This window comes from Shewanella sp. 10N.286.52.A9, from assembly GCF_041468985.1.
Taxonomy (GTDB): Bacteria; Pseudomonadota; Gammaproteobacteria; order Enterobacterales; family Shewanellaceae; genus Shewanella; species Shewanella japonica.
The window spans coordinates 1-24,490 of the sequence record NZ_JBFRJQ010000030.1; the positions used below are offsets into that span (position 1 = coordinate 1).

General features: G+C 39.9%; 28 protein-coding genes. 2 read left to right on the forward strand and 26 right to left on the reverse strand.

What is annotated here, in order from left to right; all coding sequences use genetic code 11:
• Positions 1-51 precede the first annotated feature (51 nt).
• The 15 genes from AB4128_RS18310 to AB4128_RS18380 all read right to left on the reverse strand — a co-directional run bounded on the left by AB4128_RS18310 (position 52) and on the right by AB4128_RS18380 (position 11,446).
• On the reverse strand, positions 52-471 hold the full coding sequence (locus tag AB4128_RS18310) for a hypothetical protein (protein WP_372038565.1): 420 nt from the start codon (positions 469-471) through the stop codon (positions 52-54).
• Positions 472-580: 109 nt separating this feature from the next.
• Complete coding sequence (locus AB4128_RS18315) at positions 581-952, reverse strand: hypothetical protein (RefSeq protein WP_055026554.1); 372 nt, start codon at positions 950-952, stop codon at positions 581-583.
• Positions 953-1,054: 102 nt separating this feature from the next.
• Complete coding sequence (locus tag AB4128_RS18320) at positions 1,055-1,438, reverse strand: DUF6678 family protein (protein ID WP_192021234.1); 384 nt, start codon at positions 1,436-1,438, stop codon at positions 1,055-1,057.
• A 100-nt stretch (positions 1,439-1,538) separates the two neighbouring features.
• Entirely contained in the window at positions 1,539-1,919 is a 381-nt protein-coding gene (locus AB4128_RS18325; protein WP_372038566.1) for a hypothetical protein, read from the reverse strand.
• 72 nt (positions 1,920-1,991) lie between these two features.
• The gene (locus tag AB4128_RS18330; protein ID WP_372038568.1) at positions 1,992-2,285 is read right to left on the reverse strand and encodes a hypothetical protein; all 294 of its coding nucleotides are present in this window, start codon (positions 2,283-2,285) and stop codon (positions 1,992-1,994) included.
• Between the two features lie 100 nt (positions 2,286-2,385).
• The gene (locus tag AB4128_RS18335) at positions 2,386-2,850 is read right to left on the reverse strand and encodes a hypothetical protein (RefSeq protein ID WP_055026575.1); all 465 of its coding nucleotides are present in this window, start codon (positions 2,848-2,850) and stop codon (positions 2,386-2,388) included.
• Positions 2,851-2,969: 119 nt separating this feature from the next.
• Positions 2,970-3,737, reverse strand: coding sequence for a hypothetical protein (locus AB4128_RS18340; protein ID WP_372038569.1), 768 nt, complete (start codon positions 3,735-3,737; stop codon positions 2,970-2,972).
• A 123-nt stretch (positions 3,738-3,860) separates the two neighbouring features.
• The gene (locus AB4128_RS18345) at positions 3,861-4,112 is read right to left on the reverse strand and encodes a hypothetical protein (protein ID WP_055026093.1); all 252 of its coding nucleotides are present in this window, start codon (positions 4,110-4,112) and stop codon (positions 3,861-3,863) included.
• A 108-nt stretch (positions 4,113-4,220) separates the two neighbouring features.
• Positions 4,221-4,559, reverse strand: a complete 339-nt coding sequence (locus AB4128_RS18350) for a hypothetical protein (RefSeq protein WP_055026094.1) — start codon at positions 4,557-4,559, stop codon at positions 4,221-4,223.
• A 423-nt stretch (positions 4,560-4,982) separates the two neighbouring features.
• Positions 4,983-5,930 carry an alpha/beta fold hydrolase gene (locus tag AB4128_RS18355; protein ID WP_372038570.1) on the reverse strand — a complete coding sequence of 316 codons (948 nt, stop codon included), beginning with the start codon at positions 5,928-5,930 and terminating at the stop codon, positions 4,983-4,985.
• Positions 5,931-6,051: 121 nt separating this feature from the next.
• Positions 6,052-8,310, reverse strand: a complete 2,259-nt coding sequence (locus AB4128_RS18360) for a molybdopterin cofactor-binding domain-containing protein (protein ID WP_372038571.1) — start codon at positions 8,308-8,310, stop codon at positions 6,052-6,054.
• Positions 8,311-8,312: 2 nt separating this feature from the next.
• Positions 8,313-8,780, reverse strand: coding sequence for a (2Fe-2S)-binding protein (locus AB4128_RS18365; RefSeq protein WP_318643770.1), 468 nt, complete (start codon positions 8,778-8,780; stop codon positions 8,313-8,315).
• 3 nt (positions 8,781-8,783) lie between these two features.
• Positions 8,784-9,440 (reverse strand): nucleotidyltransferase family protein, encoded by a 657-nt coding sequence (locus AB4128_RS18370; RefSeq protein WP_372038572.1) that lies wholly within the window; start codon positions 9,438-9,440, stop codon positions 8,784-8,786.
• Positions 9,440-10,465 carry an XdhC family protein gene (locus AB4128_RS18375; protein WP_372038574.1) on the reverse strand — a complete coding sequence of 342 codons (1,026 nt, stop codon included), beginning with the start codon at positions 10,463-10,465 and terminating at the stop codon, positions 9,440-9,442. Before AB4128_RS18375 ends, AB4128_RS18370 begins: the two co-directional genes overlap by 1 nt.
• A 336-nt stretch (positions 10,466-10,801) precedes the next feature.
• Positions 10,802-11,446 carry an MBL fold metallo-hydrolase gene (locus tag AB4128_RS18380; RefSeq protein WP_055026099.1) on the reverse strand — a complete coding sequence of 215 codons (645 nt, stop codon included), beginning with the start codon at positions 11,444-11,446 and terminating at the stop codon, positions 10,802-10,804.
• Positions 11,447-11,776: 330 nt separating this feature from the next.
• Between AB4128_RS18380 and AB4128_RS18385 the strand changes: the two genes are divergently transcribed.
• Positions 11,777-13,075, forward strand: a complete 1,299-nt coding sequence (locus AB4128_RS18385; RefSeq protein WP_372038575.1) for an alpha/beta fold hydrolase — start codon at positions 11,777-11,779, stop codon at positions 13,073-13,075.
• Positions 13,076-13,419: 344 nt separating this feature from the next.
• On the opposite strand, the gene AB4128_RS18390 is transcribed toward AB4128_RS18385, so the two are convergent.
• The 5 genes from AB4128_RS18390 to AB4128_RS18410 all read right to left on the reverse strand — a co-directional run bounded on the left by AB4128_RS18390 (position 13,420) and on the right by AB4128_RS18410 (position 18,866).
• Positions 13,420-13,914 carry a hypothetical protein gene (locus AB4128_RS18390; RefSeq protein ID WP_119969615.1) on the reverse strand — a complete coding sequence of 165 codons (495 nt, stop codon included), beginning with the start codon at positions 13,912-13,914 and terminating at the stop codon, positions 13,420-13,422.
• A 177-nt stretch (positions 13,915-14,091) separates the two neighbouring features.
• Positions 14,092-15,078 carry an HlyD family secretion protein gene (locus AB4128_RS18395; protein WP_372038576.1) on the reverse strand — a complete coding sequence of 329 codons (987 nt, stop codon included), beginning with the start codon at positions 15,076-15,078 and terminating at the stop codon, positions 14,092-14,094.
• Entirely contained in the window at positions 15,078-15,530 is a 453-nt protein-coding gene (locus AB4128_RS18400) for a hypothetical protein (RefSeq protein WP_372038577.1), read from the reverse strand. Before AB4128_RS18400 ends, AB4128_RS18395 begins: the two co-directional genes overlap by 1 nt.
• Positions 15,531-15,767: 237 nt before the next feature.
• A complete protein-coding gene (locus AB4128_RS18405) occupies positions 15,768-16,646 on the reverse strand; it encodes a prohibitin family protein (protein WP_055026104.1) in 879 nt (292 codons plus the stop codon).
• A gap of 204 nt (positions 16,647-16,850) precedes the next feature.
• A complete protein-coding gene (locus AB4128_RS18410) occupies positions 16,851-18,866 on the reverse strand; it encodes a DNA topoisomerase III (protein WP_372038579.1) in 2,016 nt (671 codons plus the stop codon).
• Between the two features lie 431 nt (positions 18,867-19,297).
• Here AB4128_RS18410 and AB4128_RS18415 point away from each other — a divergent pair, with 431 nt between their 5' ends.
• Positions 19,298-19,480: a hypothetical protein gene (locus AB4128_RS18415; RefSeq protein ID WP_055026106.1), complete on the forward strand. Its 183-nt coding sequence runs from the start codon at positions 19,298-19,300 to the stop codon at positions 19,478-19,480.
• A gap of 195 nt (positions 19,481-19,675) precedes the next feature.
• Here AB4128_RS18415 and AB4128_RS18420 read toward each other — a convergent pair whose 3' ends face one another.
• The 6 genes from AB4128_RS18420 to AB4128_RS18445 form a co-directional block, all read right to left on the reverse strand.
• A complete protein-coding gene (locus AB4128_RS18420) occupies positions 19,676-20,002 on the reverse strand; it encodes a hypothetical protein (RefSeq protein WP_080916143.1) in 327 nt (108 codons plus the stop codon).
• A gap of 80 nt (positions 20,003-20,082) precedes the next feature.
• A complete protein-coding gene (locus AB4128_RS18425; RefSeq protein WP_372038580.1) occupies positions 20,083-20,487 on the reverse strand; it encodes a VOC family protein in 405 nt (134 codons plus the stop codon).
• Positions 20,488-20,704: 217 nt separating this feature from the next.
• Positions 20,705-21,379 carry a signal peptidase I gene (gene lepB / locus AB4128_RS18430; protein ID WP_372038581.1) on the reverse strand — a complete coding sequence of 225 codons (675 nt, stop codon included), beginning with the start codon at positions 21,377-21,379 and terminating at the stop codon, positions 20,705-20,707.
• A 370-nt stretch (positions 21,380-21,749) separates the two neighbouring features.
• Positions 21,750-22,640, reverse strand: a complete 891-nt coding sequence (locus tag AB4128_RS18435; protein WP_372038582.1) for a dienelactone hydrolase family protein — start codon at positions 22,638-22,640, stop codon at positions 21,750-21,752.
• A gap of 117 nt (positions 22,641-22,757) precedes the next feature.
• Positions 22,758-23,003, reverse strand: a complete 246-nt coding sequence (locus AB4128_RS18440) for a DUF2164 domain-containing protein (protein WP_055026111.1) — start codon at positions 23,001-23,003, stop codon at positions 22,758-22,760.
• 192 nt (positions 23,004-23,195) lie between these two features.
• Positions 23,196-24,263, reverse strand: a complete 1,068-nt coding sequence (locus AB4128_RS18445; RefSeq protein ID WP_192023049.1) for a DUF4382 domain-containing protein — start codon at positions 24,261-24,263, stop codon at positions 23,196-23,198.
• Positions 24,264-24,490 lie beyond the last annotated feature (227 nt).

Consider the following 24,490-nt stretch of genomic DNA (forward strand, 5'->3'; position numbering starts at 1 on the left):
TGTGGGAAGCGCCAAAAGCTCGAAATTAGCTATTGACGCCATAGTCTCTTGTTATAAAGCCGTTCTCGGAACCCAATACATTACTTTGTTTACCCCCTGATTTTCAACAACTTGAGGGTGTGAAGCAAATTGCATAATTTTTGCGGTAACTTGCTCTTTACCAAAGGATTTAATACAGGGCTCAATGAACCACCTATTAAAGCTTGGGTCATGCTCCATTAATGCTGCGAGGACTAAATCGTCAAAAAGAGACTTTGGGACAGGGTTTACTTTTTCCAAAAGTTTTACAACAAACCACTTTTTCTCAGAATCAATTAAGGCTGCAGTAAACCATGCTAGTGAATAGGAATTATCTTTTGGAAAATTTGAAGCAATTTTTCCTATTAATTTTCGCACTAATTGATGGCTCTGGTTTTTATCTTTGAGCGATTTAATTTGAGTATATTCTTCGTAATGTGCTTCGAGGTTCATCCCTTACCTTGGGCTTTATAACGCCCCATTAAGAGGCGCAAAATGCATGGCTATAATTAGTGAGGTACGAACGCAAACCATGCTTTTTGCGTCCTACTTTAGTGCCTTGTTATAGGGCTTTTCTATCCCAGACAACAAATGATGCGTTCACAGCACTACTTGCAGATAACGCCAGTTGTTCATTGTCAAAACCATTCAACTCTTGAAACATTGACATAAACTCGGGTGCTTTAGGACTTTCAGAGGCTAAGTAAAAATCAATATTTTCACACTCAAACTTCCAAAACAAATCATCACTGAATGGGCCTTTATCGTTTGTAATGATTTTAATAAATCGAATAGTTTTTGGGTCAACATTGATTCTTTTACCAAATGACCCTTTACACAAAAACATATCACCAACTTCAATTAACCATGGGCCACGAGGATAAAAGTTTTCGTTACCTGATTTTTTACGAAATAGTCGATTTAACAATGACACTTATTGAGCCCTATAACGCCCTAATAATGGGCTAAAAATTGTTGGCTAAAATGTTGAGGTACGAAAACAGCAAACTGTTTTTAGTCCTTATTTATTAGCTTGTTAAGTATACTCTTCACCAAAACTCTCGTAACACTTTGGAAAGTAACCCCAGATCCTGATTGTTGATTTAGTTGTTTCGAACTCAAAACCAATTTTTCTCACAAAAGTTAATACACTTTCAGTTAGTTCTATATCAATCCACTCAACGCAAAGTAGTGGAAATGGTAAGTGATAATACCACTCGCTATCCCAGCCCGATATGTAGCCATTAACAACCTTAGTTCGGTAGCAAGGAGGATTGGGGAGCTCACGCATTTCTGAGATGAGTTCATTCCATTTTGTGTTGTTGGCAGCACCAACTAATTGCTTTTCAGCAATGTTCCTTTTAGCTTCTTTCACGTCCTTTTCATCGGACACTGCATTAGCCATTGGCAGAAGACTCATGTGTATACCTAACGCCCTAATAATGGGCAAATTGCAGTTGGTTAAAATACGCGACGAAGGAGCAAAAACCAACTGTAATTTGTCCTTATTTATTAGCTTGTTAGGTGCACTTGAGCCTGTAGTTTATAAAAAACATTGCATGCTCTACATGATTAGTTGCATCAATCATTTCCCATGTTCTTATAACCGTACAACTTGAATTTGTACTTTCGACAAATTTATCAACTAACTTTGCTCTTAAATCATCATCGTAATATGGACTAGCTGTATTCAATTCAAAAACACACAAGTAATAGTTATCTTTAAAGTTGCTTGGCTCTTTAAAGCAGGAATATCCATTTTTTACGGGTACAGGTTTATGAGGTGTAGTTACACATGCACTCAGCCCTAATAACAATACAGTGATTAAAATAGTCTGAAACAAACTCATACTTACCTGTGCACCTAACGCCCTGCTAATATGTGAACCGAGTGCTGTCATGCTATTTGCGCAGCAAATAGCATGACAGCCTTGGTGAATCTGAATTTAGCAGCTTGTTAGCTAAGTTTCATACTAAGCATCGTGTACTGCATAATGAATAATTCGCTTACAAGCTTCGTCTGAACCGATTTTCTCTTGCCTCATGGCATCCAACATTTCTTTGACCAAAAAAACTTCTAGAAAATACGCCTTGCCAGAACAATATTTTTCAGCAACTTCTGATGTCGGTAATGACAGCTCTTCATCAGACATTTCAATTATCTGAGCATCTGAAGAAGCTAGGTAACTCCCCTCAATCAACTCGGCAAAAATTATGCCTTCATCATTGTAGTTCTCAATAGACTCAATTAATTGTCGAAGTTCCATTACTACCTAGCTAACGCCCCAATAAGAGGCAAAAAATAGTTGGTTATACTTGTGAAGCATGAACAAAACCAACTGTTTTTTGTCCTGCTTGATTGGCTTGTTATAAGTTGCCAACTCTACTGCTTTGGTTTTCTTTACTCTGGTCGTGAGGCATGCAATTGTTATAAGCATATGCAATATGATGACGATTATTGTCATCCAAAATATCACACTTAATATTACAAGGATTACCTAACGCGCTTCTCCAATAGTGATGCTTATGATCGTACGCTGTTTCAAATTCAGCGGTAATTATCACCGAAGTAATCCACGCCAATGGTATATCATGTTTTCCCAGCAAGCGTGTGAGCATATTGTGGTAATGGGTAAGCATTCCATCAAACTCTGTTGAGCTCGGGCTTATAGCTTTACCTTTCAGGTCAATTAAAACGGTTTTTCTTTCAAGTTGAGCCACAAGTTTGTAGAGTTTGCCAATCCCCCAATATCCATCAATATCATTATTCCTGCTATTGAATGAGCCAATAATGCCACTAGCAATACTACCTAACTCTCTTCGACGAGCCATAATTCTCCAGCTACTCCTAACGCCCGCATAAGGGGCTGATAATGCTTGGCTATACTTGTGCAGCGAAGCGGAACCGAGCCAAGCGTTAGCAGTCCCTTCGCTTGATGCGCTTGTTAGGCTTACTTGTCACACTTTACTAATCGCTCAGTGCAATGCCCTTCAGGCCATTCAGATTGCTTCCAACAAAACGACTTATCATCTTTCAATATCAAATCCCAGAGAAACATTTCTCCTTCATCTGTTTTCTGAGTTTCATTGATCACTATTGTACGCAAATATTTATCCCCCTCAGACAAAATTGAATAAACTATTCTTTCGTACAATTCATCACTAGTTGTTAGTTTCATTCCTGATTTCGAAGTGTGATACATTTTTGTACCCGCATCATCGAAAGAGATGTTAATGACGTGTTCATCATTGCAACTATCTTCTTGATTACCCCAATCCCAATTCCCTGTTAGTGACTTCCTGATATCATCTTCAGTTACCGAGAAATATATACCCGCTGAATCATAACCTTCTATGCCCATTTCTGCATACCAATCGCCGGGTTTGTCTGTACTTTTATCTAAGTCATGTGAACACCAAAAATTGAAGTTACTGCCATCCGATTGGAAAGTATTGAATTGAGAATTTATTACTCGCCTATTACCATCATATATTATGCAGCTATATCTATATTTGCCTGCGGGTAAGTTCCATTCCGAATAGACGTAAAATAGTTTGTGATCTAGCTGAATAGAGTCTATTTCATCGGTTGGCACCCCATTACCATCTAATGAACTTGTTACAAGAATCCTATAACCACCAATTTTATCCACATTTGCCATTGATAGTTGGCTAAAAGCCACAGTTAAAGTGATCGATAAAAAACAAACTATTTTCATGTGATACATCCTGTAATCCTAACGCTTTGCTAAGGGGCAATTGACTGTTGGCTATACTTGCGCGAAGCGCCAAACCAGCTGTTAATTGTCCCAGTGAGTTTACGAACGAACTTGAGCAACTTGTTATAAGCCATCTTTAGCACCATGCGTAAACAGTAAAAATTTAGGGGCGTACCCTGTGAATGTTACATGACCTGATATGTAGCCCATTATCAAAATCACAGCTGTGAATAACCAAATAAAATGATCATAGGGTTCTGTGAAAGCAATGAAGATAATCATAGGGACAAGTAAAAGGGTCAATATAAAAATAAAACCAGATAACACTCTAAATGGGGTTCTGACTTTTGCTAATTGTTCCCTCGAAATACTCATACTTACCTTGGCTTATAACGCCGCATTAAGCGGACAAAAATAGTGGGTTAAAATGTGTAGCGAAGCGAAACGTAACCCACTGTTTTTTTGTTCCGTTTAAATGCCTTGTTATGTTTTTTTTGCCAAGTCGAGAGCAACCATTAACTGAACTTGCTTTATACGACTAAGCTCATGCTTATATTCAGAAAGATCAATTTCATCAAATACAGGAGTTACATTGGAATCTTGGCGATCAAGTTCAACCTTTACTAAATAACTTCCATCAATGATGACAAGATATATATCTTCATATTGCTCAGGTATCCAATTTAATACATATGCATTATCAATTGAATGACCTTTAGACTTTAGTGCGAGGCTGAGTTTAGACTCCGATAAAAGACTACGTTTTGATTCTTCCAGCTCAGCTCTGAACTCGTTTTCAACTCTGCTACCAATTAATTTCATAATTCAATTCACAGTAAAACCTAACAGCGTATTAGCGAGAATTCCGATAAACACCCTTAGGTACTTTACCAAAACTTGATCACTAGCAGCTCTATTTATTAATAATTTTAATAACTTAACAGCCACCATTATCTAAATCAATCAGCTTAACTATGGATAAAAACGAGAATTGAGTTAACCAAGAGTTATTTTGGGTCGTTATGTGAATATTCATGATTAAACATTTCAAATGAGATTTGGGTTACTGACATAAAATAATCATTCACTCAACGCGAAAAGGCGCTCCCAACGCTGCTTATAAATGATGAAGCCAATCACCTCTCAATGAGTTAGGAAAGACTAACTTATCTCGTCAATTATGTATGCTAGTGGGCTAACGTCCCTATCTCTAGTATCACAAGCATTAACCGGTTCACATAATGGTTAATGCGCGTTCGTAAACGTGAGAAATGATTCTGCGGTTGCTGATGGCACTTCAACCATAGGCAAGTGCCCCACATCCGTCATAACGGCTAATCTGGCATGTGGAATAACCTGCTTGAGAACAGATGCCCCTGACACATGCAATACTCTATCTTTGTCTCCCCAAGATACGAGTACGGGTCCTTTATAATGATTCAAGACCTTATCAAGAGGTAAATCTGGGTGCGGTTCGCCATTTTTCATTCTATGAATTTGTTCAAATATTTTGCTATTTATTGCTATATTCTCACTTACCTGACTTGCTAAATAACGAATAATTGGCGATGGGATGAATGGCGGTTCGACAAATAAAAAATCAAATAACGCTGAGAATTCCGCTTCTGTTTTCGGTAAAACAATGGGGGCTAATCCCTTCTTAGTCGCAGCAAACATGTCACTGATTTGGGCACCTTCAACTCCAAATGGGCTTATAAGCCACAATTTATCAACTGAATTAGGATATTGAGCAGCAAAATTTCCTGCAATGTATCCCCCCATAGAACTACCCGCTAAGCTAAATTTTTCTAAGCCAATTGCCGCTGTTATTCGATGTAATCTATCGACCTGAGAAGCAACATCATAGTCTAATGCTATATTCTTTGTGCTATTGCCAAATCCTGGTAAATCAATTGCGATAACATCAAATTGATCGACTAAATAGCCCGATAAACGATTCCAGTTATCTTTATCTGCGCCAAAACCATGCAGTAAAACTAATTGTGGCCCGCTACCTCCTCGCAGATATTCAATTTCAAGTTCCCCAACCTTAACTCGATTAACGTCTAGGCTAGCCATACTGCGTTCAGTTTTGATTAGGTAATGAAATAATGTCGAAACTGGCGTGACGGTATACAAAAAAACTAAGCTGACACTGAGCCCCAACAATAAAAAAGTGAAACGTTTTTTCATGTAGTCAATTCCTTTTAACATTACAACAAGCCTTCCTTCACGACATTTTATAAAAACTTAAACCATAAAAAGCCCAAGCTAGTTAATAGCTTGGGCGTAAATACGACTATAAATACGTCGTCTACATTTTTAACACTTTACTCAGCGGTAAATCGCGATAACGTTTACCAGAGGCTGCAAATATCGCATTGGTTAAACTCGGTGCCACTGGCGGCACGCCGGGTTCACCTACGCCTGCAGGTTTGGCATCTGACTCAACAATAATGGTTTCAATTTCTGGTGACTGACCGATGCGTAGTAGCGGATAGTTATGGAAATTAGATTGCTCGACTTTACCGTCTTTGTAACTAATTTCGCCCATCATTGCGAGGCTTAACCCAAATATAATCGCGCCTTCCGTTTGCGAGTGCACTCTATCTGGGTTCACCACTGTGCCTGCATCAATGGCGGCGATACTCTTCAGAACCTTTAGCTTATCGCCATCCATTTCAACTAATGTGGCGACAGCAACATAACTGACGAAGCTGCGATGCACGGCAAAACCCCAGCCTTGATTGGCTTTGATTTTAGGCTGTTTAGCCATAGCCTTTTCAACGGCATCAATCACACCTAAATAGCGGCCAATATCAATGGGAAAATCTTCTAGCGTCTCACCATAGTTACCGTATTTCACCACTTGGTTTTCAAGCTTTTCTTGTCGCGGTTTGCCCAATAGCTCACGCCACATGTTAATACAGGGTTTGCCTGCATTAACAGCAAGTTCATCGACAAAGCTGCCGACACCAAAACCATGCTGAATATTACACACTGAGCGCATCCAACCGATACGGGAATGCGCAGTAGCTTTGACTGATTCCAATTGAATTTGGCTTAAATTAAACGGCATATCCGAAAAACCAAGATCTAACTCCCCTGCTGATGGCATATCGACGCCTTCAGCAAAGGTTGAGCTAATTGATGGAAAACCTGTACGGGCAAGTAACGCCACTGGGGCTTTATTGCCATCTAACTTTGCTTGGTAATGCTGCGCACTAATCGCATGGTAATACCCGTTTTGAATTTCATCTTCACGGCTCCATAACAGCTTTACAGGTTTGGCGATTTTTTGTGATAACCACGCGGCCTCGGCGCTAAAGTCAGGTTTTGATTTTCGGCCAAAACCACCACCTAGTAAAGTGACATTCACTTTAACTTGTTCATCTTTTAAGCCTAAAACGCCAGCGACATTCTTTTGAGTACTTTGCGGCGTTTGGGTCGATGCCCACAACTCACAGCCGTCTTTGGTGACAGATGCTGCAGCCGCTGGCGGCTCCATCATGGCATGGGTTAAATACGGCACGGTATAAACCGCTGACAAGCTATTATCATCGCTCCAATCGGTCACTGAGTCACCTAACTGTCGAATCACAGCTCCTGGCTCACCGACCCGTTTAACAAGCTCTGCTAAATCGGCATCCGAGTCATATTGGCTGTTTGCTGATTCTGTCCATGTGATGTTTAAGGCTTTTCGCCCTTGCAGCGCACTCCAGCTATTGGTTGCGATAACGGCAACGCCCCCTAATGGCTGAAATAGCGGTGCACCTTTTGATATCGGGATTTGAATCACATCCAACACCCCTGCGACTTGACGGGCGGCGCTATCATCTAAAGTAGCCACATCACTACCTAATACTGGCGGGCGAGTAATTGAGGCGTGCACCATTCCTGCTACTTTGACATCAAAACCATATTCAGCTTTACCGTTAAGCATATCGTCCATATCAACAATCGTGGGCGATTTTCCGATATGGGTAAATTTTGATGCAGGCTTTAATGTGACACTATCAAGTACGGGTGTTGGCAAAGCGGACGCTGCAATCGCGAGCTCACCAAATGATAAGCTTTTACCATTGGTTTTGTGATGCACTTTACCCGCTTTTGCATACACATCTGATGGAGAGACTTGCCACTGGTTAGCGGCGGCTTGCTCTAACATGCTTCTTGCTGTTGCGCCCATTTGACGCATTTTTTGATAATGCTTACGAATACTCCGGCTGCCATCGGTGTTTTGGCTGCCAAACTCTTCATCTGCGAGACCTTGTACGACAACAATTTGATCCCAATCGGCTTCTAATTCATCGGCTAAAACTTGTGGCACACCTGTTCTGATCCCCTGACCCATTTCTGAGCGGTGACAGGTTAAATACACCTTATTATCTTCGCCAATGGCGATAAAGATATTCAGCTGTGCTTGCTTACCTTGGGCTATTGCCTCTTGAGCGATAGCCATAGGGCTCCAAGCTAAACCTGATGCCCCTAGTGCTAAACCGCCTCCTACTGCACCAAACAGCTTTAGCACATTACGGCGACTAATATTCTCTACTGCGGTAAATGTGGTCATGGTTATGCCTCCACTTTACTATTGTCTGCAGCGGTATTGATCGCAGCTTTAATACGGGGATAAGTGCCGCAGCGACAAATATTGCCTGACATCGCATCATCGATTTGCGCTTCAGAAGGTTTGGCTGTGGTACTAAGTAATGCTGCAGCAGACATGAGTTGCCCAGCTTGGCAATAACCACATTGCGGCACATTGTGTTTCTCCCATGCCGCTTTTAACTTATCAGCTTCAAGTCCTTCAATGGTCGTTACAGACTTACCTGCAGCCTGCTTAATGCTGGTTAAACAACCGCGAACAGGTTTACCATCAACATGCACAGTACAAGCCCCACATAGACCGGCACCGCAACCATATTTAGTACCAGTTAATCCTAAGATATCTCGTAGTGCCCACAATATCGGCATATTCGGATCTGCATCTAAGGTGAAGCTCTTTCCATTAATTTCAAGTGTTTGCATCTCTTGTGACATCACTTACTCCTTGTTAGCCAACCACCAATTAAGATCGGCTTTAGTATCAATATCAATGGCGGCTTGCTCTAACGGTAGTACTGCCAAGCTTTGATTTGATAAATGTTGTAATAATAATTTTTTAGCACCAGCATCACCTGGTAATTGTTGTAGTTGTTGAAAATCTTCAGACAAAAATATCGCAGGTACTCCAGGGTTTTGTTGGTAATACGCTGCTGTGGTTTGACCAAAAAGACAAAACACACGAAAAAGGCTCATATAGTGTTGTTGAGTGATAGCAACTTGATCTGCCAGCGATAGCAATAAAGCATCGGCATGTTGTGCTTGGGCATATTCCGCCGCCATCGCAACTGAACTGCCAATACCTGTCTGCCAATCTGGGTTAACTAGGTACTCAGTGTTACTTGGTAATAAAGGAAGCAAAGTATCTTTATGACCACCGAGCATCACAACTGGTTTATCCATGCCCATCTGCTCAGTTGCTTGCGTCAGTTCATCTAAGCTGTGAGCAAGCAAACTTTGGTTTTTAGCCTGAACATCAGGATCGTTCACTTCTGGACCTGACACCAAAGCAGCAAGCTTAGCACCATCAAATCGGCTGCTTTGTCCTGCCGCTAGCATCACTGTGGTAATTTTGGGAATAGAAGACAAAAAAGTCATCAGTCCATCACCCTATCAAGTCTACTGACATCATCTTGTTGCGCAAAATGATGATGAAGTACTCCATGACACTGAGATAAAATACTCAAAGCGACTGAGCTCGGTAGCTCGCCACCAATCGCTAATCCGGCTGGAGCTGAGATAAATCCACTAAAATCTTGTGGGCGTAAACCTGCCATGGCAAACACTTTGTCACGTCGATGACCAGGTCCAAGTAATGCAATATATCTGATTGCTATCGGCTGCAACGCCGTTAATGCGTCGCTATCTAGCTCAAGGTTATGGTTCATCACAACGGCAGCATCTAAGTGAGAAAAATCACTGTGCTGGCATTGTGTTAATGGGGTTTTATTAATTTTGGCGGTTGGAAAGTCATAACTTCTTGCATAGGCCGTGCGGCTATCAAATACGGTAACTTTCCAGTCTAACTGATTTGCCATGGCTGCTAATGGTTGCGCATCTAATCCACCACCAAAAATGCCAAGATGAAAAGGTGCTCTAACTGGCACTTGTAGAAGTTCACCTTGCTCGTTTGTTATTTGGGTTGTTTTAGTTAACGAAGAGGATTGTAACTGCACTGCAGGAATAAACTTCCCTCGAGTATTTGCGGCATGGGAACCGTCGTCATTCAGTGATAATTGATAATAGCCCTGCCGGCCGACAGTGAGTTGCTGATGTAGCTCATGCAAACCTAGGTATTGGTTATCAGCCAGTAAAGGAACCATCATAATGTGCACAATGCCACCACAGCCTAATTGATAGCTGGTGTCATTTTCATCGGTAGCATCATAGGTAAGTTGCAATACTTGTTGTGATTGAATCGCATGTTGGGCATGACGACGTAAATCAGCTTCTAAACATCCACCGCTGAGCATTCCTAATGTTTTACCCAAAGGATCGAATAACATCATTGCCCCAGGCTTACGGTAAGATGAACCTTCAACAGAGGTAATAATGGCTAATGCCCAATCTAATTGCGACTTTTCAGCCCAAGTATCTAACAATGATAATAAGTGATGTGCCATAAATCCTTGCCTATCATTTTAATTCCTTTTCGCACTTATTGCGCTAACCCCAAAAGGGAGCAGGCAGCATAACGCTGCCAAAGCGAACTGACCTTTGCACCTCAAGTCATTGGATATAGACAAACGAAAATGAGCATACTGCAAAGCGAGTCTGTATAAGCTAACAAAGGATAGGCATAAAGCAAAGATTAGTAACGCCTAATAAAAAAACCGTTAACGATTTAGTCGGCGTATTACCAGCAAGACGGGGCTCTTGCTGGCTTATGAAGTAGAAGTAAAAGCGTAATAAAATGTAACAATAACTGAATCAATGACCCATTAATTATTGATAACGGCTTAACCAAGCAGCTGATCTGCTACAAACGGGTTATGCTGACGTTCTTCTTCAAATGTTGACATTGGTCCATGGCCCGGAATAAAGCTGACTTTATCGCCCAATAGCCAAAGCTTTTGAGTAATTGAATGAATTAATTGCTTATGGTCAGATTGTGGAAAATCAGTGCGACCAATAGAGCTTCTAAATAACACATCGCCAACCCAAGCTAAATGCGACTCTGCAGAGTGAAATACAATATGGCCAGGTGTATGGCCGGGACAATGCAATACCGATAAGGTTTGTTCGCCGATTGTCACCTTATCACCTTCATTGAGGTATTGTGTCGGCTCAAAGGGGTCGATATGCGGAAAACCAAAGTTTTGACTCTGTTTAGCTAGATTATCAAACCAAAACTTGTCGGCACTATGTGGGCCAACAATATCAATATTTAATTGATTAGATAACATTTTGGCGCCGCCAACATGGTCAATATGCCCATGTGTTAATAATATTTTCTCTAAAGTAAGCCCAAGTTTTTCGACTTCAGTGACGATGCGGTCAATGTCACCACCAGGATCAACGACTGCAGCGAGTTTGGTTTTTTCACACCAAATCACACTACAATTTTGCTGGAACGGGGTCACTGGAATGATTTGGTATTTCATGTCTTACATCCTCACTTTAGCAGGCGTTTGCTTTGTCGCTATTATGCGTTAAGTGGCGCAAAAAAGTTTGATCTATCTTTGCAATCAACAAAATAAATTGACGAAAAATGATATTCAAAAGCCACTTGAATTAAATCACTCGGTTATTAACACGTGAAAAGCGATTAAAAGGTTAAATAATCAACAAGTTAAAAATGCTGTAAATGATAACAAACATAAATCAGTAAAAGCGAAAGGTAAATTACTAATATACCCTCAGTTTTTGATTGTGATTGATAGTTAAGCTTTCTACAATACTACCTTTCTCTAGCCTTTATTCACAGGTACAGCATGCAAATGGATAGCATACTTTCAGGTATTGTTTCAAAGAAACATTTTTTCTCGGTTCCCTTAAATTATCAACAACCTGAAGGCGAGAAAATTACTGTATTCGCCCGTGAAATTGTTAGCACTGAAAACCAGCATAAAGACTTACCTTATTTGGTTTATTTTCAAGGTGGGCCGGGCTTTGGCGCTGTAAGACCTGTTGAAAACAGCGGCTGGATTAAACGTGCATTGCAAGAGTTTCGTGTTATTTTACTCGATCAGCGTGGCACTGGCTTATCAACCTTATTAAATCATGTCACCCTGAGCCATTTATCCCCTGAAGCACAAGTTGAATATGTCAGCCAGTTTCGCGCCGACAATATTATTCGGGATGCTGAAACGATTCGATTGCAGCTAACTAACAATACCCAATGGAGTATTTTAGGCCAAAGTTTTGGTGGTTTTTGTGTGCTGCAATATTTATCAGCGGCGCCAGATTCAATTAAAGAAGCCTATATTACTGGCGGCATTCCTTCATTAACGCGCCAAGCTGACGATGTCTATCAAGCCACTTATAAGCGAGTGATTAAAAAGAACAATGATTTTTATCGCCGCTTCGGAGACGCTGCCAAACTGACTGCCGAATTAGCTGAATTTATTAAAAACAACAACGTTATATTAGCCACGGGTGAGCAGTTAACGGTTGAGATGCTGCAGTTATTAGGCGTTAACCTTGGTATGGAACAAGGGCCTGAAGCGGTTTATTACTTATTGGAACAAGCCTTAATCGACACCGCAAACGGTAAACAAATTAACCCGTTATTCTTGCATCAATTTTGCCAATTGTTAGATTTTAACACCAATCCAATTTTTGCTTTAATGCATGAATCAATCTATTGCCAGCAGTTCCATCAACGTGGCGCAAATTGGTCAGCACATCGTGTGCGAGAACAATTTCAGCAATTTAACTATCAAAAAGGTCAACGATTACTCTTTACTGGTGAAATGATTTATCCATGGATGTTTGATCAATTTAATCAGCTTAAGCCTCTTAAAGACTTAGCTGATGCTGTTGCATCCAAATCTGATTGGACTAATTTATATGACGTCGATATTTTGATGCAAAATACGGTGCCGGTAGCTGCAGCTATTTTTAGCGAAGATATGTACGTTGATATGAACTACAGCCTTGAAACAGCGGCATTAGTCGATAACTTACAGTATTGGGTGACTTCGGAATATGAGCATAATGGGATCCGCATCGATGGCGAGCACATTCTAGATAAATTGATTTCATTAAATCGCTCTAAGAGCCTGAGATAAATACTTTTAAGCTGAAAGCAGCGTCAGATCACACTATTGAACGCTAAATTAATCTTCAGTTAAGTAAGTGCATCCATACTCAAACCTGTTCCGCCCTTTATGTTGTGAACTAGTGAATTTTATGAGTAGGTTCTTAATGAGCTTACTCATTTTTTTTGCCTTCAATTTATTGAATTTAAAAATAAAGATTATAAAGCAATAGGTTGGATTAATTTTGCGCTGTAAACACAAATAAAAAAGCCAAAGCAAACTCAGCTTGCTTTGGCTAATCAGAAAATCCCTTATCTACCTGTCATCAGTTATCAAAATAAACTGAGTTGATTTTACTTAAGCAATATCGGTCTTTATGCAGTGGTCTCTAATTCGTTGTCACTCGGCTTATCACGCAATGAAAAGTATATTTTTGACACAATAAATTCAGCAATCAAAATACCAAAGACCAGAACAAAGAACGCAACCAAGCCATCAACAGGCCCCGTAAAGGTAATAGCATCACCAAATGCTAAGTTAATTGCTTCAAGCATGATTATTTTTGAAAAGAACAAAATCGCCCAAGTGCTTAAAGCGCGATAAACTTTTGGTGCAGTTCCTGGTTTACTTTTAAAGTAATCAGCTAACTTATGTTCAAAAGCAATAGTGAGCTTAAGTAATAATTGCAGCAAAATAGCCACAAGTAATGAAATCGAAAATGATGACACGTTAATGTGTTGCCAAAACTCATCAAGTAAGTTCAATACCGTTAAATCGACTAAAACGGCGAGAGTGTAACCCACGAAGTACCGTTGAGGACTATTAAAACCATGTAAGGGTCTTGCTAAAGTTGTTTGCTCTTCAGACATCATAAACCTCTAATATTTAATCAAATAACACCACTTACATCATCCTAACAAGTTGACAACAATCTTCAATCTAAAATTCCGTTTATATTGGGCTATTTTGGTTTCTTTTTACTGCAAACTCGAAGATGATTAGAATGCGCCAAAGTAACTCTTCATAGCTTTCAGTCTTAATGATGATTAGAATGCGCCAAAATAACTCTTCATGGCTTTTAGTCTTAAGGTTGCTGCGCCTAACATGTCAATCGGTCCAAGTAACGAAAAAGGTTTCTCAGTTGATATCCAAGCAGACCCTCGGGCGCCTATTGGAATTTCAATGCCCTCTGGATCAGTAAACTCAATTAGCACTGTGCGGCCAATATTTTTAGCGTTACTCACTAACTGCTTTGCTACGCCTTGCTCTTGGCTACTATGACTGCCTCGTGCTTCACCTGTTGCCAATGACACAGAATGGACTCGTCCTCTAAAAATATGGCCTGGATACGCATCGACATAAAACTCTGTAAATTGACCTTGTTTGACTCTGCTCCATAGCTGATCTGGAATACGCATTTCTAAAATTTTTGTTTCAGTATTCCACAGTTGGATGTTACCAACCCTTGACCCTGCAGCGGTATCAAGACGGGTGACAGCACCATCAAATGGAGCTCTAATTTCAAGTTGGCTTGCTTCGAATTCCACTTGTTGTTTTTGAGCAACTAAAGACTCTCGATCAAATTTCAAAGCATTCAGTCTTGACTGATACTGGTCAATATCGCGCTTAGCAACCACGTGCTCAACTTGCGTTAATCTAGCTAAATCTTGCTCAGTTTGGCTGATTTCAGTATTTAAACTGTTAATTTCAGCCTCTATTTTGCGCAAGTTATTCGTTTCTTCATTGTTGACCAATGTATAAAGCAACTGACCTTTTTTAACCTTCTGATTATGCTGCACATAATATTGGTCAATCGACTCTGTAATTGGGCTTAACACTGCCGTTTGCGCCCGAACAACTGATGAGTCAGTTAAGTCGACTGGTGAATAAAAGCGATGTGCAAAAAACACAGCAAGGTTAATAAGTACACCTACCACTACCATTGAAATGTAGTTAGCTGTGGTTTTTTTCACTAAACCGGTTTTTAATAAAATCCAGCAAATTAAAATGTATGGGTAAAGTAATTCTTTCATTATGCTTGTCTCGCTTTTATTACTGCAGAAATTTTCTTCCAATCTGTCACCACGATAAGGATGGCCGCTATCCATAACTCGTTATAAAAAAAGCCGATCGTACATAGCCAGAACACTAACTTGGCTTGCCCTGTATGCGCCGCATATTTTTTAGGCAGTGAGTGCAATTTCCAATACCCCCAAATCGCTAAGCAAATTGTCACTATTAACATCATTGTTAATGCGCCAATAAAGACTTCAGTGTCTAAAAACTTGGCTTTAAGTGCTGATGTTGTTGTCCAGTAATCAGCTGGAATATCTTGATGATGGACAGTAAAGCCACTGGCCAAAAATACCGAACCAAGCGCCACTGTGATTAATGCCAATAAGATAAAAAACTTAGCTTTATGACGAGCAAAAAAGCCGTTAGCTGACTGAGTGTTAGGATGCGTTGTAGTAACTGTATCTGTCATAACCTGCCTTAACGTAATGTGAATGAATCATCGGGTATGGCAGAAATTATAGGGAGTGCTCGCGCGCTAAACTTACCATTATGCGCCACATTTTTTTTACTTGATAAAATCGGTCGTAATACATTGGAGCAAAAAAAAGCGCAATAGTAAGACTATTGCGCTTATCGATTGTAGCTATTGGCTATTGGCTATTGGCTATTGGCTATTGGCTATTGGCTATTCAGGACTGAGCTGGATTTAATTACTTTTAGTCTCACGAATATCCATAATAGGCATAACCCCCTCGCCCATCATGGTGCTAGGCAACTTACCATCCCATGCTTGGGCTTCTGTTAACTTCACAATTAGTGGATTGTTTTTAAGAGCTTTCGCCTTTGCTTCAATGGCTTGTGCTTCTGCTTTACCTCTTAACAGAATTGATTGCGCCTCAGCTTCGGCTATTTTTAAAATACCTTTTGCTTTAGCATCTGCGGTATTCACCGCACGTAATGCTTCTAGACGCTGCCTTTCAAGCTTATGCTCTTCAGCTGCTGCTAAGTTCTTCTCAGTTTGTTTAATCTCAATCGAGTTAATGTATTTTTGCGGAAGAATAATATTCTCAATTTGAATATTATCTACAACCACTGGGAAGTTTGCCATTTCTTCTGATAAACGACGCTCAATCCCTTGTATCGCACTGGCCCTATCTTGAATTAACTGCTCAGCTTCAAACTGTGGGATCGTATCTTTGGTCGCAGAACGAAAACGAGGATCTAAAATACGCTGTTCAAATTGACTTAAGCCGCCATAACTTTTAAACAAATCTAAAGCGGCTTCTTTATTGACAGTCCAGTTAACCGATACTTCGATGGTTACAGGCATTTGCTCTTTAGTGCTTGAAGCCATTTTTTCTGCATTTTTACGGGTTCTAACTTCAATGACTTCAACAGTTTCAATAAATGGGATTTTAAAATGTAATCCAGGGTTTTGTTGATCCATTGCTTCGCCAAAGCGTTTAACAACCCCTACATGCCCCTCGATAACGATGTAGTAAGAGTTAAAAACTGCAATGATTAATAATAATAAAGGCAAGGCTTTAAATAACGAACCTGTGCTAAAAACATCCTTGATATTCATAAACTTCCTTTTGATTTAATGATGTAGTTAAATTAAAGGCGCTAGATTACCTAAAACAAACAAAATCGCAACATCAAATCAAAAAGAACCTTGTAAAGCTTGTATTCGCACGCACGTTACTCAGTGACAGTAACGCTATTCGATCAACACTAAGCTAATCACTAGCCATACCTTTATATTGCTTGGCTTACTCCATAAAACCAATTAACTCGTTGCCTTCTTTGGTGGCCTTTTCTTAGAGGCCGATTTTGCACCCGTTGTGGACTTGCGTTTATAACCCGTTTTAGCGCCGCTTCGGCGTTTTTTGTAACCAGGACCTGTCACACCCGCTAAGGCATTAGGTAACTGATTAGCAGCTTGAGTAACCAATTCATTGAGCTGGGTAATTAAAGGAGACATAAATGCATCGTAACGTAATTGCTTTTGGCTAATGGCATCTAAACTACTTTCCCATAATGCGGTCATATCAGGTGTGGTCGCACTTTCTGGTAGTGAATGAACTAGTCCGACTCCGACTTGGGTTGCCACAATTGACTTCCCTTGACGCTGCAAATAACCTCGTTTAAATAATAATTCAATAATGCCTGCACGAGTCGCTTCAGTGCCGAGTCCATCGGTATCTTTAAGGATTTTTTTTACTTCGCTATTGCTCACAAAACGATTAATCCCTGTCATGGCGCCAAGTAATGTCGCATCAGTAAAATGCTTCGGTGGTTGGGTGGTTTTCTCAAGCAGTTCACCACGAGAGCAATGTAATTGCTGACCATTTACAAGCGGAGGTAAGGTGCTGAGTTCCTCTTCATTTTTATGCCCACTTGGGCCATTTGTATCACTCATGCTTGTTTTGCTCGATTGGCTTGAAGCAAATAGTTGTTTCCACCCCATTGCAGTTTCTTGTTTCGCTTTAGTGGTAAAGAGTCCTCCAGCGATGGTCACTTCCACTTGGGTTTCATCATAAAGATAAGCTGGATAAAACTGGGCTAAATATTGCCTCGCAATGTGCGAGTACAATTTTGCTTCTTTGCTCGACAAAGAGGTTAAATTAGCCATTTTTTCAGTGGGAATGATGGCATGGTGAGCGTCGACTTTTTTATCATCCCAAGCTTTAGATTTAAGCTTAGCGTTTGGCGAATCAATTTTTGCAGTTAACGTCGCGTCATTACTGACAATTGCTTTTATCACCTGCGGTGCAAGGCCATGTTGTTCAGCAGGTAAATAACGACTATCTGAGCGCGGATAAGTAATCAATTTATGGCGCTCGTATAAGCTTTGACAAGTATCTAAGACGTCTTTTGCGCTCATACCGAAACGTTTAGCTGCATCAATTTGCAGTGACGATAAGCTATAGGGCAAAGGTGGATTTTGGCGTTTACTTTTAGCTTCAAGCTTAGTCACCTGTGCAGGCTGATCAGTAATTCGACCAACAACATTTTCAGCTAAGCCCTTTGCTAACACGCGACCTTCTTCATCCATATATGGCTGGCACGCTTCACTTGGCTTCCATTTAGCGGAGAATGATTCATTTTTGTCAGTTAATAAATGCGCAAGTACTTCATAAAAAGGTTTAGGGACAAAATTGGCTATTTCCTCATCACGCCTCACGACCAAACCTAAAACCGGTGTTTGTACTCGGCCAACCGACAATACTCCTTGATAACCCACTTTTTTGCCTTGAATGGTATAGGCTCGGGTCATATTCATGCCGTAAAGCCAATCAGCACGGCTGCGAGCTAATGCTGATGTTGAAAGCGGAACGAACTCTTTATTGCTGCGTATTTGTCCTAGTGCTCTTTTGACAGCGCTAGGGTTTAAATCACTAATAAGTAGACGCTGGGTTTGCGCTAACTTATCAGCTTTAACACCAGCATGTGCTATCACTTCATCAACCAGCAATTGCCCTTCTCTATCTGGATCGCCCGCATTAACAAGACTTGAGGCTTGTTTTATCAATTTTTTAAGGGTGGACAACTGCGAACGCGTTTTAGATTTAGGCTTAAGCTTCCAACTGTCAGGCACAATTGGTAAATGTGCCAATTGCCAGGACTTGTAGGCTGGATCGTAAGCGTCTGGCTCAGCTTGCTCCAGCAAGTGCCCGACACACCAAGAAACATAGTTGCCATTAGCATCCATGATATAACCGTCGCCTTTTTTATGGGGCTTTGGCAATACTTCGGCAATAGCGCGACCTAAGCTGGGTTTCTCGGCAATATACAGGATCATTCAATTCAAACCGTTTAAATCAGTTGAGCCTTTTAATGCAGGCTTTTTAATATCATTCTGATACTGTATATAATTACAGTAGAAAATTACAGTAATTATTTAAAGTTTTTTTACTTTATCCATAAAAAATTTAGTTTGGTAATCGATGGCAATAAATGACGCCTGCACGACAAAATATTACCTTCAAGCATGTTAACAAACTAGAATTGGCGAGTTTTACTGCTTTTTTTGTAGTTTATTTTCATAACCGAAAAATAAAGAATATAAAATTGCCCCAACTGCCATACAATTGACTTTTTACACCGCCAAAAACAAACGTTTCATCTAAATTAAGATAATTAAAGCTGAAATAAAGTTGATCTAGATCATCATTGTTAATGAATTCTTGGGATAGGTTTAGTTATCGCAAATTTTGAGCTCAGGAGCCCGTTATGGAATTGAAACAATGTGAGAAGTGTTACACAGACGTCTGCGTTAACGGGAAATGGTTTCATCATGATCATTTGACCACAAGTGCTTACATGTTAAATGGTGGCTCACCAGAAATGGTTGAACTTGCTAAAATGCCAACCACTGAAACTGAGTTAATCGATATGCTGACCAGCACTTTCTGAGTAAAGTTTGCTGATTTTATTCAGCTAAAAGTGGCAACAACGCCCTATGAATTTTGATAAAAGAGCAGTGCTAACACTGCTTTTTTTATGCCTGCTATTTAAGCTTATAACCAGAGTGTATTTTGGCTTTAGTGCTATTTTAAATGATAAATTAAGTGCTATGTCGTAAAGAACGATGTGCAGCCTATTTATCACCTAATCTGCATTGTCTGCTAGTTGCTTCGCTTTCATAGTACGTAGCACTAAAATAACGATAGCAGTAACTGCTGGACTCAATATTGTCAGTGCAGTTTTGGTTGACCATACCGTTATCAGAGCATCGAGATCGTTATGGGATGTGTAATAATCAACAGGGAAATAGAAAATCAACAACCACAATGGTATCGAGCTTAAGACAATATGAAGCATGTACTTGCTGTTAACTTCTCGTTGCTTAGCTTTTTTATTGCACAGATGAATAACACCAATGGTGATAACAGAGAAAACCACTGCCACACCCCATAAAAGAAAAGCAATCACCATTCCCATTCATTACCTCAACAAACGATTAATTAAACTTCATCACTTCATTAAACTGACTTATTCGGACTTGCTTATTTTGTTTACTTATTCAACTCAAGTAAGTCCCATTTATTGCCGTATAAATCCTGAAACACCACAACAGTGCCATATTCTTCTACCCTCGGTTCCTCATTGAATACCACTTCATTGGCCTGCATTGACTTATAGTCACGCCAAAAGTCGTTAGTTTGAAGAAACAAAAATACCCGACCTCCAGTTTGATTACCCACCGACTGCTTTTGAGTTTCATTGCTAGCTTGAGCTAATAACAATTTGGTGCCATTGCCATTTGGCGGTGACACTAACACCCAACGTTTTCCGCCGCCCAAATCGGTATCTTCGACCAAGGTAAACTGTAGTTTTTGAGTGTAAAAGGCAATAGCGTCATCATAATCGTCAACGACTAATGCAATCATTCCGATTTGCTGTTGAGTAACAGTCGACATGCAATATCCTTTTAATTGAATGTAAAATTAGCACTAAGATTGTAAGGGTTTAATTAGAAAAAATCTGATTTATTTTATTGATATAAAACAAGTTAAATTTTTAAAGGTAGGATTAAATTCAGCGAAAAGTAAAAATAAGCCACTCATTAAGGTGTGGCTTATTTCGAATTAATTGGTCTGCAAATAGTAAAGTGCTTTAGTGACAATTTAGCCTCTTTTAGCCACTGACAAGGGAATGGAAAAATCTATCATGCCTAGGTAAATAATAATTATCATAATTAAAAGACATCACAACACGCTTTGTGCGTCCGATGATTTCATTGCGAGGCACAAGCCCAATCACACGTGAATCAGCACTGTTATCCCGATTATCACCTAATACAAGATAATACCCGGTTGGCACAGTAACCTCGTTAAACTTTGAGCGTATTGAGCCCATTTTATTCACTCTTATTGAATGCGCCACGCCGAGTAAATCTTCAATCTTATCCTGCGTATCATCTTGATAACGATTACTCGTATAACTAAAATCATGATAATTAATGTTTTGATGGTTAATCTCTAATCGATTGTTGTTTAACGCTACGGTGTCGCCAGGTACGCCAACGACACGCTTTACCAGTCTATTTCCAGCAGCTTCGGAGTCAAAAATAATGATATCTCCGCGAGCTGGATCGCCTGTTTTATATAAAGAAACATGAGTAAAAGGAATGCGAACATCGTACGCCATTTTGTTTGCAAGAATTCTGTCACCGATTAATATACTTGGCTTCATTGAGCTTGTAGGCACGGTATACCAATCAGCAACTGCGCTTCTGAATACACTCATTAACGCAATAAAAATCAGCAGTGATTTATACTCTTTTAGCAACTTTGTGAGTTTGTTTATCATCATAATCCCTTATGTTTAGCTATGAACCTAGTGCTAACGCTAAGCTTGCGGCTTTACGCTTACCGTTTAATGTAATGCACTTTCTGTAATGAACTTTATGTAATGAACTTTATGTAATGAACTTTACGTAATAATTTGAGCACTTGGTTAAAGCAATTATAAGGCCACTATTACTTACCAATAAATTCAGTAATTTAATATTTTTAGGGTTAACTGAAATGAGTAGTATCACCACCTTTTAGTCTTTTAACCTAAACAAGTGATACGTCGTCATATGAAAATGAGTTAAACAAACCACTCGTTCAAAATTTTCGCATTAAAAAAGGAAGCCGAAGCTTCCTGTTATTGTGGCACCATCAATGACGAGTCGTTAACTTAATTTCTCTGTAAAAAAGCTAATGGTACGATCCCATGCCAGTTTAGCGTTGGCTTCATCATAGCGACCTGTCGAATCGTTATGAAAACCATGCTTGGCGCCTTTATACATATGCATTTGATAAGGCACTTTATAACGCTTTAAATCAGCTTCGTAGTCAGGCCATGATTTATTAACCCGTTCATCTTCTTCACCAAGTTGTACCATTAATGACGCTTTAATATTTTCTCGAAGCTCTTTCTTAGCGGGTGTCCCGTAAAAAGGCACCCCTGCGATAAGCAAGTCAGATTCGACTGCAGCAAGATAATTGACGATATAGCCGCCGAAACAAAAACCTACCGCGCCTAGTTTTCCATTACTGTTTTCATGAGATTTTAAAAATTTAGCCGCAGCGACAAAATCTTGCTGAATTTTATCTCTGTCCATCGAACGCTGCATTGCGCGGCCTTCGTCATCATTACCAGGATAGCCACCTAATGAATATAAAGCATCAGGTGCGAATGCAATAAAACCTGCCTTAGCAAGGCGGCGAGCGACATCTTTAACATAAGGATTTAAGCCACGATTTTCGTGAATCACTAATACAACAGGTAATGGACCCGTTTTATTCGCAGGTACCACAAAATAACCTTGACCTTTACCGTGGCCCTGTGGCGAGTCAAATGTCTCATAAGTCGCTTTAATATCTGCATCATTAAATGATACTTGCTCAGCAAGAGCATAATTAGGTAAAAGCGCAGATGTCAGAACACTCATGGAGTATCCCACAGCGACTAAAGTACCCAGCTTCTTCATGAAGGTTCGACGGTCCATACCTCCGTGGGCATATTCATCATACCAATCAAACGCTTCTTGCGGGATATCATTTCTTTGTGGCTGAGACATTGCTTTTCTCCATTTTGGATCTTTTAAGATTGAGTTCCTTTGACTAACCTATGAGAGGAAAAGCACAATGTAAATAGTTTGTCGTACAAATAGTAAATGGCTGATTTATTTGAATAGCTATTTAATATCTTTTTCAATACCGTATATATCTTCATCAATGGTTTCGATACGAGCTTCGAATATTGCCCGGGCATCATGTAAGCCACGATTGTAAAAATGCGCACCTATATTCTTGCCTAAAAAGTCCAATAAAAACTCTGCATCAAACTGTCCTAAATCTTGATCTAGCTCTTCTTCAAAATAGCGTTGAAGCTTGTTAACCATCATTTCACGTTGTTCTGCGGTAAATTCGATTTTGGACATTAAATAGCCTCCATTTAGTGTTAACCGTTAAACCATATATAACGGTTGATACTGTTTTAAAAAGTAATTAATTAAAATTCAGCTAAGTATGACTAATTCCCCTTTAATAGAACAAACTAATTTTCGATTTTCATGACATAAAAAAGAGAAGCTAGGCTTCTCTTTCAAAAGTAATAAGTCATTCATCTGCGACTAAAGCGCCATTGGGAAATCTCTTACAGTTGTTTCATTTTCAACTACCACAACACTCTGTTCATCTGCACTTAAAAAGAACGGCAAAGAACCATCGTCAGGCTCAGCAATGTTGGTATCTTCTGGATCATCGTTTTGTGCTAAACAGGTATAACCTAAACTGTAGGTCTCTGCGCTGACAAAACCAAACTCATATCCATAGCTTTCAACGTCTCCGCTGGCATCAAGAGCTGGATTAACTCTTGCTGAAGCTATTGGCGCGACTTCATCTTCACTGTAGTCAGCGTCTCTGAAGTCAGCCATAGACTCTAGTGCGGTGTCTTTAGGATAAAGGTAAACAGCAGCGTTAAATTCAGAACCACCAGCTGCAGTCTCACAATCAGCCATAGTTTGTTCGCTGATTTGGCCTGAAATTGCGCCCACTTCAACAGTATTAACTAACTGAACAGAAGTCGGCTTTAGGGTCCAATAATCTTTATTACCTTTTGGTCCTTGTAGGCCTTTGGTAAGGTTAAATTCAGCCACAAAATTATTGGTTCCAGCTGCGATGGTGAATGATTTATTGAAGAAAAGTCTGCCAGTATCTTCCTCTTCAGCCCCAACACCACCACATGAGCCATTACTATTAGTGACAAGCCCTTCTACCACGCCACCGACCCATTCATTGGTGTCAGTATCTAGCTCTGCACCAGACAGCACATATGAACTCTCATCTATTGAGACTTCATTGTTTTGCATGTAAATACACATCTGGTATTCGCCAACAGGAATTGACTGTCCGCTAACTAATGTTTCTATTTCAGAGCCTTGTACACTTAATAAATCGACGTGTTGTAAGCCATCATCTCCAGTGTTTACATCAAATGAAATTGCACCATCGCTATTTTTTAACACGACCTGCTTAAATGCAATATTAACCACATTCGCTGACGCTGGGTTATCTGAAACACCTAAGCTAAACACACCTTGCTCTGGTGTTGGGTTTGAGTCTGAGTCCGAACCACAACCGACTAATACGCTACTAATTGCGACGGCCAATGCTAGGCGCGAATATTTTTTAATTGTCATCATAAAACCTTATTGGAACATCATTGATGAATCTTAATTCCTTTTAGTTTCACTCAATCACTGTTTATTCATTTATTGTTTGTATCTGCACATTATAAGCGATAATGCTCATGCAAGTTTGAAAATGTATATAAGTTGATCATTTTATGGATTAGTTCGACGATATTTCCAGCTCACTAGCCTTATAGGTTTACATCAGCCCATAAAAACACACATCTGTATTACCT